The following is a 20,148-nucleotide window of genomic DNA, read 5'->3' on the forward strand; positions in this document are numbered from 1 at the left end:
TCTCCGTATTTACTTATCTTCACATAGTTTGGTTTTTTCGTGCCTACTTACTTACCTTATTATAACTATTAGATATTTAAGAACTCCAAATCCAGATCATCACATTCAATGCAACGCATTTCTGTTGTTGGAACAAGTGGTTCAGGTAAGACGACTTTGGCGCAGCAAATTTCTCGGCGTCTCAATATTCCCCATGTGGAACTAGACTATCTGCACTGGGAACCCAACTGGGTAGAAGTGCCAAATGAAGTCATGCGATCGCGAGTTTCTCAAGCACTGTCAGGTAATAGCTGGGTAGTAGATGGTAATTACAGCATAGTACGCGACATTGTTTGGGCAAGAGCTGACACCGTGATTTGGTTAGATTATTCTTGGCCAGTGGTAATGAGTCGAATATTGTGGCGGACACTTTCGCGAGTAGTCACACAACAGGAAGTCTGCAATGGTAACCGCGAAACATGGCAAACCACCTTTAGCCGTGATTCAGTGATTTTGTGGGCATTGAATACTTATCATAAAAAGCGCAGAGAATATCCCCAGCTATTTACCAAACCTGAATATGCCCATCTGAGAATTGTACATTTGCGCTCGCCATCAGAATGCACAAAATTATACTGAGCCTTCAGTTGCGATCGCTCTTAGGATTCGGGCTGTTGAAGCTAAAATCTAAATGGAAGCTAGAGAATCTTTTAGAGCCTGGAGATTAGTAAACAGGTTAATTGTGTATATGTTTATTGAAATTTGTTTAAATTCACAGGTTTATCAGTCGTGAACCTAATATACGAATTCTAAACTTGATTTTTGAGTTAGAAATTGCCTAAATGCGATCGCATTCCTCTTTTAGAGTGCGTTGTCGCAATAGCGCAACGCACCTTTGTATCTTAAAATTTATAGCTTTCACCTAAAGGTTGGCGATCGCTTTTCACGCTAGCCGATGAGTATTACCGTTACTTAAAAAACTCAATTAAGAACTTAGGACTAGATTTCGGGAACTGCAAACACTGTTGCTGTATGATAACTGGTTTGCAAATCAGTTTTTTAAGGAAGATACTTATGCTTCAAACTCGGCGAATGCCCCTGGTGATTGCGATTGCTATTGGTATCCTGGTTACATTTCTAACTATTAGCAGTTTCCCAGCTACACCAGCACACTCTCAAGAAATTAAGGCATCTCCAGTAGCTGTGAGTATTGACCTTGGGCGTTCTTTTAATCAACTGGGTATCAAAGGTTCTATTCTAATTTACGACCAAAACAACAAAAAGTTCTACGAACACAACGCTTCTCGCAACTCACAAGCGTTCTTTCCTGCTTCGACTTTCAAAATTTTCAACTCACTCGTAGCCTTAGAGACTGGGGTGATTCCAAATGACGTGGCTGTTTTGACTTGGGACGGTATTCAGCGCCAAGTCGCTGCGTGGAACCAAGACACCAACATCCGCCAAGCTTTCAAAAATTCAACAGTCTGGTTCTATCAAGTACTAGCTAGAAAAATTGGTCATGAACGGATGGAGAAATTCATTAAAGAAGTCGGCTATGGAAATCGGCAAATTGGTACACCTGACCAAATTGACCAATTTTGGTTACAAGGGCCACTGCAAATTACACCCAGAGAACAGATTGAGTTTCTCCAACGTCTCTATCGCAAAGATTTACCCTTCTCCCAACGTACTTTAGATTTAGTTCAAGACATTATGATATACGAGCGTACCCCAGATTATGTACTGCGAGGCAAGACAGGCTGGGCAACAAGTCTCACCCCTAACATTGGCTGGTTTGTGGGATATCTAGAACAAAAAAATAATGTATATTTCTTTGCGACAAATATCGATATACGCAAAGATGATGACACTGCTGCTCGAATTGAGATTACTCGCCGCAGTCTCAAAGCTTTAGGATTGCTATAAAAATTGTGGCTTGTCGCTACGCCCAGTTGTAGGGTGCGTTGTCGCAATAGCGCAACGCACCTTTGTATTTAAGAAATTATAGCTTTCATGAAAAGGCAGGCGATCGCTTTTCATGTGAGGCGATGAATATTACTGTTAGACCGCATAGTAATTGAATTGGGAATAAATCTGTTATGGAGCGATCGCACTTATCCAACAGATACATAAGTGCGTAGACACACATAATGTAAAATTCATCATAAATATGATGTGCGTAGTTTTAGCTAGCTTGGTTGTATTAAACACGCTTGAGCAATTATTAAGGTAAATATTAAGTGACTAAGCAAGCATGACTCATAAGGATTTCTAATGACAAATGAAGAACTGCTGGAAGTAATTAAAAAAGCTGCCAGGGATCGGGTTACACAGCTTAATCTTTATGGTGAAAAATTAACTTCATTACCAGCAGAGATTGCTCAACTTGCTAACCTTACTCAGCTTGACCTCAGTCATAATCAACTGACGAGGCTGCCAGCAGAGCTTGGTCAACTTTCTAACCTCACTCAACTTGGCATTAGCCATAATCAACTGACGAGGCTGCCAGCAGAGATTGGTCAACTTTCTAACCTCACTCAACTTGACCTGAGCCATAATCAACTGACGAGGCTGCCAGTAGAGATTGGTCAACTTCATAACCTCACTCAACTTGACCTCAGTTGGAATTTTCAACTAAAGACGCTGCCAGCAGAGATTGGTCAACTTTCCAATCTCACTCAGCTTGACCTCAGTTGGAATTTTCGACTAAAGACGTTGCCAGCAGAGATTGGTCAACTTTCCAATCTCACTCAGCTTGACCTCCGAGATAATCGACTGACGACACTGCCAGCAGAGATTGGTCAACTTTCCAACCTCACTCAGCTTGTTCTCTGGGGTAATCGACTGACGACACTGCCAGTAGAAATTGGTCAACTTTTCAACCTCACTCAGCTGGACCTCCGGGATAATCGACTGACAACACTGCCAGTAGAAATTGGTCAACTTTTCAACCTCACTCAGCTTGTTCTCTGGAGTAATCGACTGACGACGCTGCCAGTAGAAATTGGTCAACTTTTCAACCTCACTCAGCTTAATCTCAGCCGTAATCAGCTGACGATGCTGCCAGCAGAGATTGGTCAACTTTCTAACCTTACTCAGCTTGATCTCTGGGATAATAAACTGACGATGCTGCCAGCAGAGATTGGTCAACTTTCCAACCTCACTCAGCTTGAACTCACCGAAAATCAACTGATGATTCTGCCAGCAGAGATTGGTCAACTTTCCAACCTCACTCAGCTTAATCTTAGTCGTAATCAGCTGACGATGCTGCCAGCAGACATTGGTCAACTTTCCAACCTCACTCAGCTTGACCTCACTGAAAATCAACTTATAGAGTTACCTAAAGAGATTACCCAACTATCTAAATTAAAATCAATAGCCCTCAGTAGCAATCAATTAATAAACCTGCCTTCAGAACTTGGGCAGTTACGCTTAACAAGGCTAACATTTGGTGGAAATCCCTTAGTGTCGCTGCCACCAGAAATCCGCAAGCAAGGCTTTAGAGCAATCCTGAACTTTTACAAGCAACAGAAAGAACAAGAAACTGATTATCTCTACGAAGCTAAATTACTCATTGTGGGAGAAGGTGGTGTGGGTAAAACTACCCTAGCCAAAAAAATTCAAAGCTTAGATTATCAGCTAGAGCCAGATGAAATCTCTACTGAAGGTATTGATATAATTCGATGGAGATTCTTATTAGAAAATACCAGAGAATTTCAAGTTAACATTTGGGATTTTGGTGGTCAAGAAATTTATCATTCCACTCACCAGTTTTTCTTGACGAAACGCTCACTTTATCTACTTGTTGCTGATACTCGAAAAGAAGACACAGATTTTTATTACTGGCTGAATGTAGTAGAACTTTTAAGCGATAACAGCCCCTTGATTATTATTAAAAATGAAAAGCAAGAGCGCAAACGCGAAATAAACGAGCGACAATTACGGGGCGAATTTACTAATCTTAAAGAAACACTCGCTACTAACCTTGCTACTAATCGCGGTCTGCCAGAAATTCTCAATAAAATTAAGCATTATATTAGTAACTTACCTCATGTAGGAACAGAACTACCCAAAACTTGGATCAAAGTCCGGGAAGCTCTAGAACGTGACTCCCGCGACTATATTAGTTTGCAAGAATATCTAACTATCTGCCAAGAAAATGGGTTTACTACACTGGAAGATAAACTCCAACTCAGTGCTTATCTACATGATTTAGGTGTATGCCTTCATTTCCAAGAAGATGATATTTTAAGAAAAACTGTAATTCTAAAGCCAACTTGGGGTACAGATGCTGTTTATAAAGTATTAGATAACTCAAAAGTAATTCAAAATTTGGGTAAATTTGATCGCCATGATTTAGCAAGTATTTGGAATGAAGAAAAGTACTTCTATATGCATGGAGAATTGTTGCGGTTAATGATGAATTTTAAATTGTGTTATGAAATTCCCAGTAGCCCTGGTACTTACATTGCACCACAACTACTGAACCCCGATCAACCAGATTTTGATTGGAAAGACAATGATAACTTACTTTTACGCTATGAATATGAATTCATGCCCAAAGGTATTTTGACTCGTTTCATTGTTGAAATGCACTCATCGATTGAAGGACAAAACTGTGTTTGGAGAAGCGGTGTTGTCCTAAGTAAAGACCAAGCGCAGGCAGAGGTAATTGAGTATTATCGCTATCACAAAGGAGAGATTCGGATTCGTGTTTCCGGAAAGCGTAAGCGAGATTTGTTAGTGACAGTGAGGCACGAACTCGAAAAAATTCACTCTTCTTACGAACGTTTAAAGTATAAAACACTAGTTCCCTGCAATTGCCCAACCTGCAAGGGTAACCAAACACCCCATTTTTACCCATTACAGGTGCTATATAAATTCATAGATGACAAACAAACTCAGATTCAGTGTCAAAATAGTTACCATATGGTAAACGTTCGAGGCTTAATTGACGATGTAGTTCTGGAACAACCTCTTTCAAAGGCTCAACATTCTTGGGGACAAGAAGCTATAAATGAATTTGAATCACCCATTTTTACAACTATGGCAGATAACAATAAATACAATATCAAAGCTGAATTTGTTCAAATTACCGAGAGTAATAAGGGTGAAATTATTGGCAAAAAATATGCAGGCAATCCAGGCTTTCAGGAAGCACTGACTGAGATAATCGATATTTTAAGGAAAATACAACAAGAATATCCAACTGCAACTGAAGCAGAAGCCGAAGAAATAATTGAGGCACAATTTGAAGACATTCAAACCAATCAACCGACTAAATGGCAGAGATTCCGGCGACAACTATTGAATCGGGAACGTTGGTTTAATGGAGGTAAAGAAGCTTTGAGTGAGGTTGCTAAACATTATGTGGAAGGCAATGTTGTTTACAAAGCTGGGCTAGCATTCCTCGACGGCTTCGCTGAAGATGAGGAATAGTTTCAGTCCAGTAGCATGTGTTATGCCGTAGTTAACGCACCAGCCAAGATTTTCGGTGCGTTAGGCGTTCCGCCATAACGCACCCTACGCTAAAGACTAGAAATGCATTATTTTAAACCTTAGCCGCAGCAGGAGTTGGTAAATTCACTTTCAACCGCTTAAACATGGCTTCCCGTGCCTGCATTGCCAAAGTATCATCCAAGGGTTCTAGGGTAATTGGCTGTTGATACTTCAGCCGTAACGCTGTTTGAATTAGCCAGTCTGCAACGAAGGGATTTTTGGGTAACAGTGGGCCGTGAGAATAGGTTGCGATCGCATTCTGATAAAATGCTCCCTCAGTCCCATCTTCACCATTATTGCCTAAGCCGTAAACTACTTTTCCCAGAGCTTCCACTTTCCCCAGCTTGGTGCGTCCGCCGTGATTTTCAAAGCCAACTAAATACGGTGTACTACCCGTCATCGTTTTTAAATCCTGCGCTAAACGAGAAGCTGTCACTTCTATTACTAAGTTACCTATGCAGCGTTTGGTATTTTCACCAGGATGGACGGAGACTAAATCAAGTATTCCCAAGCCTTGAATGCGTTGTCCTAGTCCAGGTTCGTAATAATGTCCTAGTAACTGGGGCGAACCACAGGTAAATACTCCCGGTGTGCCATTTTCAATTCTTTCACGCATGGCATCGGCTTTTGCACCTTGCAAATCGCGCATGACAATTTCTTGCTGGCGATCTTGTGCACCACCACCGACTATCAAGTCTACAGATTTAATATCTTCTGCGGTAGCATTTTGATCTAGAGGTACAACTTTAACACTGTATCCTCGCCATTGAGCGCGGCGTTCTATAGTAATGACATTACCGCGATCGCCATAGGTACTCATCAGTGTTGGATATAACCAACCAATTGTAATTTCAAATTTTTGAGAACTCATATAACCTAATTTTGATAATAAGGCAAAAGGCAGAAGGCAGGAGGCAGAAGAAAGGAAACAGTTTTTATCCTAGGTTATGTCTGTTGCATAACTGGATTACTCATATCTTTTTCTGTTTATGGTGGGAGAATCCGGTGCATATCCAGAGTTGGGGTAAGCATATCGCACATTTAACTTAGTTGCTATGTTTATTAGTATTTTATGTAACAGTTTTGCAGTAACATTTTGCCGATAATCCCAAAAGAGTTACCAGGGAATTTCAAAAATTCAGTTTCACTTTTCCTGTTGAGCCGTAAGATTACAGATTGGCATAGGTTTGTTTCACAACCTGAAAAATTGCTTTATGGATTGTAAAACTGCTACATTAGTCTACCAAACTGAGAATCATCTCGAAAAAATTCGTGAGATTTTCCCCGAAGCATGGAAGTTCTTGGAAGAACAATCTTTTGCTTATATTCAAGCTAAGAAAGATAATTTTGATTCAGCTGTTAAAGATTTAGTTGGTGAAACCAATTTCAGATTTAGAATGGTTCACCGGGATGATAAAGACCAACTCACCAAAGACATTTCAGAATTATTAGGAGATATCACCTCCCGGTTACTTTTAGAAAAACATTTTTCTCAATTAGTTGGTCAAAAAGTTTTCTTTAGTACTATTTGTTGTAGTAGCCATCTAACAGCCGACCATGAGTTGACTTTAGAAGAGGTTCTGCCAATTCAACGTGCAGCCGTTAAGTTGCAATAAATTGGGGCAAGGAGACAAGGGGACAAGAGAGAAATAACTATTGCCTCTTCCCATCTGCCATCTGCCTCCTGCCCTTCGGGTTCGCCACTTGCTTTATGCCGGGGAACCCGTCCACCGCAGTGGCTCACCTCCTGCCTTCTTAACGAATTTTCCGCCCAGTTAATACTTCGCGTACACTCAACATAGCTGTATATGTAGGTAAAATATGCAACGTTTCGTTGTTGGGTGTCCGCGCTAATGCTGTGTTAATAGCATCACGTAAATCTTCTTCGACAATTAGATTAAAATTAGTTTCAGGATTGGGATCGCTGTAACGTAAACGTAAGGCCATATCATAAGCGCGATCACCACTCACTACTAAAGTACCTCCACGCTGGACTAATTTTTCTGTATCTACATCCCAAATCCAAGATACATCTTCGCCATCTTGAACTCGGTCATTTAATACTAGCAAAGTGGTTTTATCTGTACTTTCAGTGACTACGCGAATTGTTTCATTAGTCCCGACAGGATTTTTCGATAATAAAATCCGCACTTTTTTACCGTTAATTTCCAATTCTTCAGCACGTCCAAAAGCTGCTTGGAAATTGGGAATGGTATCGCGGATAGTCGCCTCATCAATTCCTAATTCTTGGGCAGCAGTGGCAGCAGCTAAGGTATTGTATTTGTTGTATAAGCCAACAAGAATTTGCGGCCATTCGCTGCTATTGAGGCTAGGTTGACTTCTACTAAAACCGCAATTAGCACAGCTATATTCTCCCATGTGGGACAGATAAACGCCTTTGTAGTCTAGAGCTTGTCCACATCTGGGGCAGTAGATAGAATCAACAGCATGGGGAATTGCTTCTAAATAATGTTCTGGTTCAGTCAAACCAAAAAACGAAACTCGCTGTTGGGACAATTGTTGACCGAGATTGCAGATGGTTGGGTCATCAGCATTAGCTACTACGATGGTTTCAGGTGGTAAAGTAGCGATCGCACGTCCCCAGCGTTTACTAATAGTGTCTACTTCCCCGTACCTATCGAGTTGATCGCGAAACAGATTTAAACACAGGATCAGCTTTGGTTGAATCGGTGCTAATACCCTAGGTAATATGTTCTCATCAACTTCTAAAATTGCGTAGTCAACATCCAAGCTACCCGTTAAGCTGGCGTTATCCATCAACGCTGTCATCAAGCCATTTTCCAGATTTGCGCCTGTGGAGTTATGTGCAACGCGGTAGCCTTTGCGTTCTAGAATTTCTCGTAACAGCAGCGATGTGGTAGTTTTACCATTAGTCCCAGCAATCAGAATAGCCCCTTGTTTCACCTGCTGACTCAATAATTGCAACAGCTTGGGTTCAATTTTACGAGCAATCGAGCCTGGTAATACACTAGCAGCACCTAGACGGAGCGATCGCACCATAAATGTCACGCCTTTTGCCACTGACACCGCAAAACCAAGCCTGAATCTATCTATAAGTTGTATTTTGTTTCCCACAGTAGTTAGCTAATAGCCTTAGGTTTTAAATTAATTTTGTGAGTTTAGCGAATCCTTGCTTAAAAAGCCAGCCATAAAAAATTCAAAGTTCAAAAACTAGCTTTGGCAGGTATTGGCGAGAATTATAGTATTCCCTGTTCTCTTGTAGAGAGCAATAATCTTGCACTATAACGCCACCTGCTTTCGAGAAAGCATCCCAGTAAGCGTTATCTTAAAAAATGGTGCATGGACGTAATCATATATCCAGCGCTGTTTGCTGAATTCAGCACAAACTTACAAATAGTAGCTCTCAAGGTTTCTTTTGATGAATGGCATAAAGTTTCTTTTTTTACATAAAAAAACTAATTGGCAAAGATTAATTTTTAAAGCTTTGGTGCTGCTTGCCTGCTTGTTTATTGTAAATATAACATCTGCATTTGCTGGTATTAAAGATGACGTTTATGATGGCAACATCTTCGTAGTTTATGCTGGGAATGGTTCACTAGTTCCTGCGAGACAGACACTAGCACAAGCTATAGCAGAGCATAAACCCGTATTTTTGGCTTTTTATGTCGATGACAGCAAAGATTGTAAGGAATATGCGATCACAATTTCACGGGTACAGGAGTTCTACGGTAAGGCAGCAGAGATCATCCCTCTAAGTGTAGATACTATCCCATCTAAAAAGACCTATAGCCCTACTGAACCAGGATACTACTACTCTGGGGTTGTGCCTCAAGTCGTAGTGTTTGATCGATTGGGCAAAGTAGTTTTAAATAAGCAGGGTCAAGTACCTTTTGAAGAGATAGACGATCGCTTTCGTGAAGTGTTTGATTTACTACCTCGTACTGAATCAGTACAGTTAAAGCGGCGTTCCTTCAATGAGTTCAGTAGTGAGTTAAGTAAGTAACTTTGGGGGTAGACCAAATTGGTCTGCCCAAATTTTTAGTGATATCTGATACTACATTGTCAATTTTGCCAAGAGATAATCTTTAAATAATTTGATTTAACAACAAAGAAAGTTAATTCATAGTCTATAGTCCTTAGTAGATGACTAATGACCAATGACTAATGACCAATGACTAATTCGAGTGTGTTCTGATGTCAAAGGTTTATACTACCGAAGAACTCATCCAAATTTTGGCAGCCGAACGTCAAGCTTGCCTCAAAGGGGAACGCCTAAAGTTAGAGGTAACAGTCTCAGGCAATCCTTTAATTGACCAGTTTATCAGAACTGATGGGCTGCAAAAGTTCACTGCTTATCAAGATTTTAAAGCTGCCATTCACGACTATCAAAGAGAAAATCGAGTTTCAGGAATTATCTGGCATGAAGTGAATGTTAAAGGTGAGATGTTGCGCTATCCAAAAATAGATAGCGAGTTAATTGCTCTAAGACATGATTTAGAGATATTGCAATCTGCTAAAAATTCTATACTAAAATTTTGGTATGAAGTCACTTTAGATATGGATTTATACTTGAGTTTTAATAACAGCAAACAATATCAAAAAATCAACAAAATTGATGTAGAAAGAATTGCCCAAAGAACAGAATGGGCAAGTTTATGGAAATGGGAAAATTCTAACTTTTTAGAAATAATTTTGCAGTTAGGCTGGGGCAAACCGGAAGAAGCATATTATAAACGTGGCAGACCTTATTCTGGTAGCGAATACATTCATGCGGTAAATCCAGGCAATCGTCCGATTGGTTGATTGAAAACTAGGATAACAATGCTGAAATCTATCGTCAAAATGTCGGAGAAAATCGGCGGAACATTGAGTTGTAATTTTGTTTTGGGTGAAGGTACTGAATTGATCATCAAACTTCCCATTTAAATTTTGCCTTTGCCTGAAAACTGACTTTATATCTCTGGGAATACTAGATCGAGAAATAACTATGATGAGCGCAATATGGTTAGCAATCTTGTCAGTATTCCCGGATATCGTATCATTGAAGAACTCTACAATGGTTCCAGAACGCTGGTTTATCGAGCAGTTCGAGAAACTGACTCATTACCAATAGCGATTAAGCTACTGAAAAATCCTTATCCCAGCTTCCATGAACTCTTGTCGTTTCGCAATCAGTACACCATTGCCAAAAATCTCAACTCACCTTTGATTGTTCAAACCTATAGCCTCGAACCTTACCAAAATGGTTATGCACTGGTAATGGAAGATTTTGGCGGGACTTCTCTCAAAAATTATTTTGACGACGTGCAGACGTTACATATAACGTCTGTACAGGAATTTTTACTTATAGCAGTGGCACTGTGCAACACATTAGATATACTCTACCGCGATCGCATTATTCATAAAGATATTAAACCCGCCAATATATTAATTAATCCCCAAACCAAGCAAGTTAAATTAATCGACTTCAGTATTGCCTCTTTATTACCACGAGAAACACAAACTCTAGTTAACCCCAATGTGTTAGAAGGGACGCTAGCTTACATCTCTCCCGAACAAACAGGCAGAATGAATCGCGGGATTGATTATCGCACAGACTTCTATTCTTTAGGTGTAACTTTTTATGAATTACTCACAAGAGAATTACCTTTTGCGTCAAATGATCCAATGGAGTTAGTGCATTGTCATCTGGCTCAAACAGTACCATTAGTACATGAAATTAATTCCGAAATTCCGGCGGTCATTTCTAGAATTATCAGCAAATTAATGGCGAAAAATGCTGAAGATAGGTATCAAAGTGCATTGGGATTGAAATACGATTTAGAGAATTGTTTACATCAATTAAGAGAAACTGGTAAGATAGTTGGTTTTGAAATAGCAACAAGGGATGTGTGCGATCGCTTCCTCATCCCTGATAAAATTTATGGACGAGAAGCTGAAGTTACAACCCTGCTGCAAGCATTTGATAGAGTCAGTCTTGGTGCAACCGAAATGATGCTGGTAGCTGGGTTTTCTGGAATTGGTAAAACAGCCGTTGTCAACGAAGTACATAAACCAATTGTCAGACAACGCGGCTATTTTATCAAAGGCAAATATGACCAATTTCAACGCAACATTCCTTTCTCTGCTTTTGTGCAAGCATTCCGGGATTTGATGGGGCAATTATTAACCGAAAGTGATGTCCAAATTCAGCAATGGAAAAATAAAATCTTAGAGGCTGTGGGTGAAAATGGGCAGGTAATTATTGAAGTAATTCCTGAACTTTCCAGAATTATTGGCGAACAACCACCAGCGATAGAGTTATCAGGAACAGCGGCAGAAAATCGCTTCAATTTATTATTCCAAAAATTTACGCAAGTCTTTACCAGTGCAGAACATCCATTAGTAATGTTTTTAGATGACTTGCAATGGGCAGATTCGGCATCGCTCAAGTTAATGCAGCTATTAATGGCTGATACAAGTCATCTTTTCATCATTGGTGCGTACCGCGATAACGAAGTCAATCCCACACATCCATTAATGTTGACTTTAAATGAAATTGCGAAGTCACAAGCAAAGATTAATACGATTACTTTAGCACCACTGAGTCAAGTACAAGTAAATAAGTTAGTAGCTGACACGCTCAAATGTTCAGAAGATTTAGCATGGAATCTTTCTGTATTGATTTATCAAAAAACTCAAGGAAATCCGTTTTTTGCCACACAGTTTCTCAAAGCATTACATCAAGATGGATTAATTCAATTTGATTTTGAGTTAGGCTGTTGGCAATGCAATCTATCAGAAGTGACCGCTCAAGCAGTTACAGATGATGTTGTAACTTTTATGAGTTTGCAACTGCAAAAATTACCGCGATCGACTCAAAATGTCTTGCAATTAGCGGCTTGTATTGGCAACTCTTTTGATTTAGCAACTTTGGCGATTGTTTCGCAGCAATCAGAAATTGAAACGGCTGCGGCTTTGTGGAAAGCTTTGCAAGAAGGGTTGATTTTACCAATTGGTGATGTTTATAAGTTTTATCAACAAGAGTCATTAGTCATTAGTCATTTGTCATTAGACAAGAGCAAACAAATGACCAATGACGAAGGACAAATGACAGTTTCTTACAAATTCTTACATGACCGAGTGCAACAAGCAGCTTATTCCCTGATTCCCGATGACCAAAAACAGACGACTCACTACCAAATCGGACAACTGCTGCTGCAACAGATTTCGGCACAAGCAAGAGAAGAACGGATTTTTGAAATCGTCAATCAATTAAATTACGGCACGGCTTTAATTAGCGAACAAACTCAACGAGATGAACTAGCACAACTTAATCTGATTGCATCTTGCAAAGCCAAAAATTCCACCGCCTATCAAGCAGCGCATGAATATGTCACAGTGGGATTGTCTTTGTTGGGAGAAAATACTTGGCAGCAGCAGTATGACATGACCCTCGCCTTGCATGAATTAGCGGCGGAAATAGCACTGCTAAATGGTAGTTTTGAGGCGATGGAACAGTTCATTGATACTGTCATTGAACAGGCACATTCTTTATTAGAAAAGGTGAATGTTTACTGCATTAGAATTCAATCTCATATTTTCCAAAGTAAATTAAATTCAGCGATCGCGCTTGCCCAACCAGTCTTACAACAGCTTGGTGTTACCTTTCCTGAAACACCCACACCATCAGATTTGCAACGGGAAATCCAAGAGATTGAGGAACTTATTGGAGATAGGCAAATTGCCGATTTGGTTAATTTGCCACAGATGCGAGATGCCGAAAAACTCGCTACTCTCAAGATTGCCAGTATCATCAGCCCAGCAGCTTACCTCACTGGTTCAGCGTTGTTCCCATTGCTGAATACTTTGTCCGTTAAACTCTCGATTCAGTACGGTAACACTTCGACTTCTACTTACGGCTATGCGAATCATGGCAATATTCTCTGCAATTTCTTCCAAATCGTGGATGAAGGAACGCAGTTTGGTTCCCTGGCACTCCAGATTATCTCAAAACTCGATGCCAAAGCCAGTAAAACAGATGTTTTGATGCTCTTGGGGTTGTTTGTTGTACACCGCAACTCTCACATTCAAGAAACACTTCCCATGTTGCAAGAAGGTTACACCAGTGCCCTAGAATTTGGTAACTTGGTACTTGCTGGTTACAATGGCCACAGTGTTTGTCTCAATTCTTTTTGGTGCAGTAAACCCCTGGCTACCTTAGAGCAGGATATTAGCGCTTACTGCCATAGTTTGATGCAATTAAATCAATTGACAACCGCAAATTATTGTCGGATTTATTGGCAACCGGTTTTAAATCTGCTGGGTGTTGGAGAACACACCACATTTTTGTCTGGAAAAGCCCTGGAAGAAACAGAATTTCTCCAGCAGCTACAGTCTGCCAATGATGGATATGGATTGTATATTTTCCATTTGTATAAACTAATGCTTTGTTTCTTGTTTGGAGAAATTGAGCCAGCGAAAAATCATGCTATTGAAGTCAGGCGCTATTTTATGGCTGGTGCGGGATTAGTCAGCGAACCAGTATTTTATCTTTATGATTCTTTGCTGACTTTGGCACAATTGAATCCACAGTTAGAAGAAACATCAGCAGCATTGCAGAGTGTAACAGAGAACCAAACCCGGTTACAGCAATGGGCGCATCATGCACCTATGAATCACCAGCATAAGGTGGATTTGGTAGAGGCAGAAAAACACCGGGTATTAGGCAAAAATTATGAAGCAGGGGATTATTACGATCGCGCTATTTCTCTGGCTAAAGCCAACAGCTACATCCAAGAAGAAGCCTTAGCTAACGAACTGGCAGCTAAATTTTACCTGGGTTGGGGTAAAGCAAAAGTTGCCGCAGGCTATATGCAAGAAGCTTACTATTGTTACGCCAAATGGGGTGCAAAAGCCAAAGTTGCCGATTTAGAAAAACGCTATCCGCAATTACTTGCCCCCATATTACAGCAAACTCGTTCGGCCTTTTCCACTCATGAAACTATCTGTGCTGTGGGGACTGTCACTTCCACTTCTGCCACTTCTAGCACCAGTGTCTCAAATACCTTAGATTTAAAAGCTGTTCTCAAAGCTTCCCATACTATATCCGGTGAAATCGAACTAGAAAACCTGCTCTCATCATTGCTTTTCATGGTCATGGAAAATGCAGGGGCTGATAAATGCGTGTTAATGCTGCTGCGAGACTCGCGCCTGCTGATTAAGGGTTCAATTACCCAGGGAACACAGCCAATTGTGTTACAGAGAATTCCTGTTGAAGATAGTCAAGATATTCCCCACAAACTAATTTACAAAGTTAAGCACAACAATCAAACTGTTGTCCTGATGGATGCGACAGCAGATCCGCTTTTAGCCAATGACCCGTATATTGTGCGTCAACAGCCGAAAAGTATCTTGTGTAGCCCGATTTTGCATCAAGGCAAGTTGATGGGGATTTTGTACCTGGAAAACAGTTTAGTTACAGGGGCATTTACAAGCGATCGCGTGGAACTCCTCAATCTACTTTGCGCTCAAGCCGCAATTTCTCTAGAAAATGCTCGTCTTTATGAGCAAGCCCAACAAATGCTAACAGAACTGAGTGCCAGCAAAGCCCGCTTTCAAAAGCTGGCGGATAATCTTCCTGGTGTAATTTACCAGCTTCGCCTTGCTGCCGATGGTTCTGTTTCAATTCCCTACATTAGTCCAGGCTGCGCGGCTCTATATGAAGTGCCACCTGAAGATTTCTTGACAGGCATCAAAGATTTTCGGATGCTGGAGCATCCAGACGATCGCTCAACCATCACCCAGGCGTTCATTCATTCTGCCGAGACTCTCACCGCTTTTGAGCAGGAATGGCGCATTATTACGACCTCTGGCACTGTGAAATGGGTGCAGGCGGCATCACGACCGGAACGGCAAGCCGACGGCTCGATTATCTGGGATGGCGTGATGATGGATATTAGTGATCGCAAACAAGCAGAATTTGCCTTGCAACAAGCGCAATTACAAATAATTCAAAGTGAGAAAATGTCTGCATTGGGCAACTTAGTTGCGGGTGTCGCTCACGAAATGAATAATCCTTTGGGTTTTATTACTGCCAGTATTAAACAAGCTAAACCCACTATCGCTGATATTGTGGAACACTTAAAACTCTATCAAGAAACTTGCTCCGACCAAAGTGAAGAAATCATAGAACATGCCCAAGAAATTGATTTGGAATACAGCTTAGAAGACTTACCCAAAATGCTTGATTCCATGACTATGGCATGTGAGAGGCTCAAAAATATCAGCACTTCACTTCGTACCTTCTCCCGTGCTGATAAAGATTACAAAGTGCCTTTTAACATTCACGAAGGCATTGATAGCACTATTCTTATTCTCAAGCATCGTCTCAAAGCTAATGAACAACGTCCGGCGATTGAAGTATTGACTTATTACGGTAATCTCCCACAAATAGAATGTTTTCCTGGGCAATTAAATCAGGTATTTATGAATATTATGGCAAATGCTATTGACGCCTTAGAAGAGTCGAATATTGGACGAGATTTTGCCCAAATCAAAGCTCAACCCAACCAAATTATCGTTACAACTTCGATAGAAGATCATCTAGTTAAAATTGCCATTGCTGATAATGGTAAGGGAATGAGTGAATCAGTCAAATCAAAAATATTCGACCATTTATTTACTACCAAAGCTGTAGGCAAAGGGACGGGATTGGGGTTAGCGATCGCTCGTCAAATCGTTGAAGAAGCTCATGGTGGAAAACTGAATTGCAAATCTGTTCTGGGTGAAGGAACAGAATTTAGCATTAAAATTCCAGTGTAAATTTTTTCTCTTGTTTATCAGGCGTTGCATCTTGTGACTGCTTCACCTCCTGTCCACTGCCTATTGCTTTATCCTAATGAGTCAAATTGAAATTATTGCTGCTCTTTTTGGTTTAATTAGTGTTTGGTTAACTGTTAAAGAAAATATCTGGTGCTGGCCTACAGGCTTGGTGATGGTGTTTCTGTACATCTTCATTTTCTACGAAGCCCGTCTGTACTCAGATGCAATACTGCAAGTTATTTATGTTTTTCTACAAATTTATGGTTGGTACGCTTGGCTACATGGGGGAAAGGATAAGGGAGAACTTCATGTAACTCGTATTACCCGCTTGGGTGCAATAGTTTGGGGTGGAGTAGCAATTGCAGGTAGTTTCAGCCTTGGTTTTGTCATGCATCGCTACACCAATGCCGCGTTACCATATTGGGATGCTGCCATTACTGTTATCAGCTTAGTTGCTCAATGGTTGATGGCGAAGAAGATTTTGGAGTGCTGGCTACTTTGGATTACAGTAGATGTACTGGCTATTGGGGTCTACGCAGTTAAAAAACTTTACCCTACAACTGGACTGTATGCGGTGTTTCTCGTGTTAGCGGTGCTGGGATATTTAACATGGAACAAGGCTTTGAAAAAGCGGCTACTGGTATGATTCTCGGCAAATTTATGCCGCCGCATCTTGGACACCAATACCTTGTTGATTTTGCCCGTAACTATGTTAAGCATCTCACAGTTCTAGTTTGTTCGATTAAATCTGAGCCAATTCCCGGACATCTCCGCTATAGTTGGATGCGAGAGATGTTTCCCGACGTGAATGTGGTGCATGTAACTGATGAAAATCCTCAAGAACCACAGGAACACCCAGATTTTTGGCAGATTTGGCATGATACTATTCGCCGGGTGCTACCAACTGGCCCTGACTATGTGTTTGCATCCGAAAATTATGGTTGGAAGTTGGCGGAAATATTGGGAGCAAATTATATTCCTGTAGACCAGGCTCGCAGTTTAGTACCAATTTCTGGAACTAAGGTTAGAGAAAATGCGATCGCTCACTGGCATTATATCCCGCCTTGTGTCCGTTCTTATTTCCTGCGTCGTGTTTGCATATTTGGGCCGGAATCTACAGGTAAATCAACCCTAGCGCAAAACTTGGCAACGCACTACAACACAGTTTACGTCAGCGAGTATGCTCGTGGTTTGCTACATCCCAAAGACGGTAGATGTGATTTTGCAGACATCGAACTAATTGCTAGAGGACAAATCGCTTCTGAAGATGCATTAGCTAGGCAAGCAAACCGCGTCATGTTCTGCGATACTGACCTGATAACTACTACTATTTGGAGTGATGTGCTTTTTGATAAATGCCCTCACTGGATTTATCAACAAGCAGAACAGCGACAGTATGATTTATATCTAGTGCTAGATGTAGATGTGCCTTGGGTTGACGATAATCAGCGCTATCTACCTCATCTAAGAATAGAATTTCGCGATCGCTGTATTCAAGAATTGAAATCAAGAAACAGGCGCTATGTTCTAATTAGCGGTTCATGGGAAGAACGCTTCCACAAGGCTTGTGTGGCAGTAAATGAAATCATACGTTCTTGATAGCAACGAGGGGATTTGCACCCGTATCTCCTAGTCCACTCCCAGGAATTTGCTATTTAAACTACGTTGCTGGTGGCAATGAACCGAATCAAACGGCTATTATTCGTGTTTTGTAGACAGGTGCTTTAACATTAAGCTACACTGCTCTGAAAGTGCTTGAGTCAAGCCGCCTGTGGAAGTCTAGCTTGAAACTCAAGCGATCGCAATCTTTAACCTATATATGCAATTAATTGCGTCTTGCCAATAGTTCATTGTCAAGGCGCACAGGTCAATAATTTATTGCTAATTTTGGTTTGAGACTTTTGACTGTTGATTAAATATCCAATTAATCTAGAATCTATCGCCCGTTCGACGATCTGACAATTGGGTTTTCTACAGATTCTCTATACTGTTGAACTGCTTCAGTGTAGCCAATTGGCAGAACAGCTTCAACGTTTTCATGAGGTCTGGGGATAATTACCCATGATTCAAGAGTACCACCGTAAACATTTTCGGCAGCTTCCACACCAGCCGCCATAGCTGTTTTGACTTCAGAAACATCACCACGAATATTCACTGTAAAACGAGCGCTACCCACTCTGATATAACCAACAAGGGTAACTCGACCAGCTTTTACCATTGCATCTGCTGCTGCTAGCACAGCAGGAAAACCCTTAGTCTCTAGTGCTCCAACTGCCTGTAATGACATTAAAAATCTCCTGTATTAGTAAACTTAGGTGGCGCTACAACTTAATTGTACGAAGCTTCACTACAAATTTTAATGGCGAATTTGCTTAGAACATACGGAAAGCTTCAGATTCTTCAGTGAAGTGTATGGGTAGAATGGTCTCTACATTTTCTGGGGGATTAGGAACTATATAGTGGGTGATGACTGTACCAGTCTTTACTTCTTCTCCAGCAGCAATTCCTGCTTCAACTGCTCTTTTAACTTCAGCAACGTGACCTCGAACTGCGACTAATAAGCGAGCGCTTTCCGCTTGACCATAATACACCAATGTGACTGCGGCAGATTTTACCATTGCATCTGCTGCTGCCAACACTGAAGGAAAACCTAAAGTTTCAATTACGCCAACCGCCATTGGCATAGCTTAACTCTCCTGAGTAAAGGATAAGTGATATTAATTGTACGAGGCTTTAGCCCCAATTTTGAAATTTTGCTCAATTTTCTTGGATGTGGCTCAAGGGTTAATAGTCATTTGTTATTGGTCATTGGTCAATAGTCTCCTCTGCTTCCGTCCGCCGAGCGGAGTCGAGGCGCTGCCTTATCATCTTCCTCATCGCCAGCCCCTATTTTCCAGACAATACGGTAAACTAAGGTTTATGTTTCCTTCTTTTTTACCTAAAGCAGTTGGGCAACTGAAAGAACCCACCGCGATCGCACTCGCTCAGAGTATTCAATCTCAGGCGATCGCTACTCCCCTAACTAATCAACCGATCGCTACAACCTATGTACGTCAAGGTAGTGGTGGCATACCGATTTTATTAATTCATGGCTTTGATAGTTCTGTCTTGGAATTTCGGCGTCTTCTACCATTTTTGGCAGGAGATAATGAAACTTGGGCAGTAGATTTGTTGGGTTTTGGTTTTACAGATAGAACTGCCGAAATTGAGTATAGCCCAACTGCAATTAAAACCCATCTTTATTATTTCTGGAAAACTCTCATTAACCAACCTGTAATTTTGGTCGGTGCGTCGATGGGGGGTGCAGCAGCGATTGATTTCACACTCACCTATCCAGAAGTAGTGAAAAAACTAGTGTTAATGGATAGTGCAGGTTTGAGGGGAGGTTCGCCTTTAAGCAAATTCATGTTTCCCCCTTTGGATTATTTAGCCACAGAGTTTTTGCGTAATCCTAAAGTTCGCGATCGCATTTCCCGTGCTGCTTACAAAAGCCAACAACTTGTCTCTAGTGATGGTGTAGATTGTGGAGCATTACACCTGCAAATGCCAAGCTGGGGTAAAGCTGTGATTGCTTTTACTAAAAGTGGTGGTTATCGTGCTTTTAGATTTAAGCAATTAGCACAAATTTTGCAACCAACACTAATTTTGTGGGGTGATGCCGATAAAATTTTGGGTACTAAAGATGCTCCAAGATTTAAACGGGCAATTTCACATAGTAAACTCATCTGGATTCAAGATTGTGGCCATCTTCCTCACTTAGAACAACCACAAATTACTGCCCAGCATATTTTAGAATTTCGCGGTGAACCTTAACTACAAATTGTTTTAGAGTACTCCAAGTAAAAAAATGCCCAATTGTCATTGCGAGCGAAACGGAGTGTAGCG

At 40.9% G+C, this 20,148-nt stretch carries 14 protein-coding genes; 10 read left to right on the forward strand and 4 right to left on the reverse strand.

Annotated elements, in window-relative coordinates; translation table 11 throughout:
• Nucleotides 1-108: 108 nt before the first annotated feature.
• The 3 genes from BV375_RS11140 to BV375_RS11150 all read left to right on the forward strand — a co-directional run bounded on the left by BV375_RS11140 (nt 109) and on the right by BV375_RS11150 (nt 5,418).
• Nucleotides 109-618, forward strand: coding sequence for a EutP/PduV family microcompartment system protein (locus tag BV375_RS11140; RefSeq protein WP_086760369.1), 510 nt, complete (start codon nt 109-111; stop codon nt 616-618).
• Nucleotides 619-1,053: 435 nt separating this feature from the next.
• Nucleotides 1,054-1,905 carry a class D beta-lactamase gene (gene blaOXA, locus BV375_RS11145; RefSeq protein ID WP_086760371.1) on the forward strand — a complete coding sequence of 284 codons (852 nt, stop codon included), beginning with the start codon at nt 1,054-1,056 and terminating at the stop codon, nt 1,903-1,905.
• Nucleotides 1,906-2,253: 348 nt separating this feature from the next.
• Nucleotides 2,254-5,418, forward strand: a complete 3,165-nt coding sequence (locus BV375_RS11150) for a COR domain-containing protein (RefSeq protein WP_086760374.1) — start codon at nt 2,254-2,256, stop codon at nt 5,416-5,418.
• Nucleotides 5,419-5,530: 112 nt separating this feature from the next.
• Here BV375_RS11150 and BV375_RS11155 read toward each other — a convergent pair whose 3' ends face one another.
• Nucleotides 5,531-6,349 (reverse strand): type 1 glutamine amidotransferase, encoded by an 819-nt coding sequence (locus tag BV375_RS11155; RefSeq protein ID WP_086760376.1) that lies wholly within the window; start codon nt 6,347-6,349, stop codon nt 5,531-5,533.
• A gap of 343 nt (nt 6,350-6,692) precedes the next feature.
• Here BV375_RS11155 and BV375_RS11160 point away from each other — a divergent pair, with 343 nt between their 5' ends.
• Nucleotides 6,693-7,094 (forward strand): hypothetical protein, encoded by a 402-nt coding sequence (locus BV375_RS11160; RefSeq protein ID WP_086760378.1) that lies wholly within the window; start codon nt 6,693-6,695, stop codon nt 7,092-7,094.
• 139 nt (nt 7,095-7,233) lie between these two features.
• Here BV375_RS11160 and BV375_RS11165 read toward each other — a convergent pair whose 3' ends face one another.
• Nucleotides 7,234-8,574: a Mur ligase family protein gene (locus tag BV375_RS11165; RefSeq protein WP_086760380.1), complete on the reverse strand. Its 1,341-nt coding sequence runs from the start codon at nt 8,572-8,574 to the stop codon at nt 7,234-7,236.
• 304 nt (nt 8,575-8,878) lie between these two features.
• Here BV375_RS11165 and BV375_RS11170 point away from each other — a divergent pair, with 304 nt between their 5' ends.
• The 5 genes from BV375_RS11170 (at nt 8,879) to BV375_RS11190 (ending at nt 17,862) form a co-directional block, all read left to right on the forward strand.
• Nucleotides 8,879-9,463, forward strand: a complete 585-nt coding sequence (locus BV375_RS11170; RefSeq protein ID WP_086760382.1) for a thylakoid membrane photosystem I accumulation factor — start codon at nt 8,879-8,881, stop codon at nt 9,461-9,463.
• A 191-nt stretch (nt 9,464-9,654) separates the two neighbouring features.
• The gene (locus BV375_RS11175; RefSeq protein WP_086760384.1) at nt 9,655-10,263 is read left to right on the forward strand and encodes a hypothetical protein; all 609 of its coding nucleotides are present in this window, start codon (nt 9,655-9,657) and stop codon (nt 10,261-10,263) included.
• Between the two features lie 198 nt (nt 10,264-10,461).
• Nucleotides 10,462-16,263 carry an ATP-binding sensor histidine kinase gene (locus BV375_RS11180; protein ID WP_086760386.1) on the forward strand — a complete coding sequence of 1,934 codons (5,802 nt, stop codon included), beginning with the start codon at nt 10,462-10,464 and terminating at the stop codon, nt 16,261-16,263.
• A 76-nt stretch (nt 16,264-16,339) separates the two neighbouring features.
• Nucleotides 16,340-16,909 (forward strand): nicotinamide riboside transporter PnuC, encoded by a 570-nt coding sequence (pnuC, locus tag BV375_RS11185; RefSeq protein WP_086760388.1) that lies wholly within the window; start codon nt 16,340-16,342, stop codon nt 16,907-16,909.
• Entirely contained in the window at nt 16,873-17,862 is a 990-nt protein-coding gene (locus BV375_RS11190) for an AAA family ATPase (RefSeq protein ID WP_243713911.1), read from the forward strand. Before pnuC ends, BV375_RS11190 begins: the two co-directional genes overlap by 37 nt.
• Before the next feature lie 337 nt (nt 17,863-18,199).
• Here the strand turns inward: BV375_RS11190 and BV375_RS11200 are convergent, their stop codons facing one another.
• Nucleotides 18,200-18,550 (reverse strand): BMC domain-containing protein, encoded by a 351-nt coding sequence (locus BV375_RS11200; protein WP_086760390.1) that lies wholly within the window; start codon nt 18,548-18,550, stop codon nt 18,200-18,202.
• 85 nt (nt 18,551-18,635) lie between these two features.
• Entirely contained in the window at nt 18,636-18,947 is a 312-nt protein-coding gene (locus BV375_RS11205) for a carbon dioxide-concentrating mechanism protein CcmK (RefSeq protein ID WP_086760391.1), read from the reverse strand.
• A gap of 235 nt (nt 18,948-19,182) precedes the next feature.
• On the opposite strand from BV375_RS11205, the gene BV375_RS11210 reads away from it, so the two are divergent.
• Nucleotides 19,183-20,076, forward strand: a complete 894-nt coding sequence (locus BV375_RS11210; RefSeq protein ID WP_086760393.1) for an alpha/beta hydrolase — start codon at nt 19,183-19,185, stop codon at nt 20,074-20,076.
• The last annotated feature ends 72 nt before the right edge of the window (nt 20,077-20,148 follow it).

It is taken from the genome of Nostoc sp. 106C (assembly GCF_002154725.1).
Classification (GTDB): Bacteria; Cyanobacteriota; Cyanobacteriia; order Cyanobacteriales; family Nostocaceae; genus Aulosira.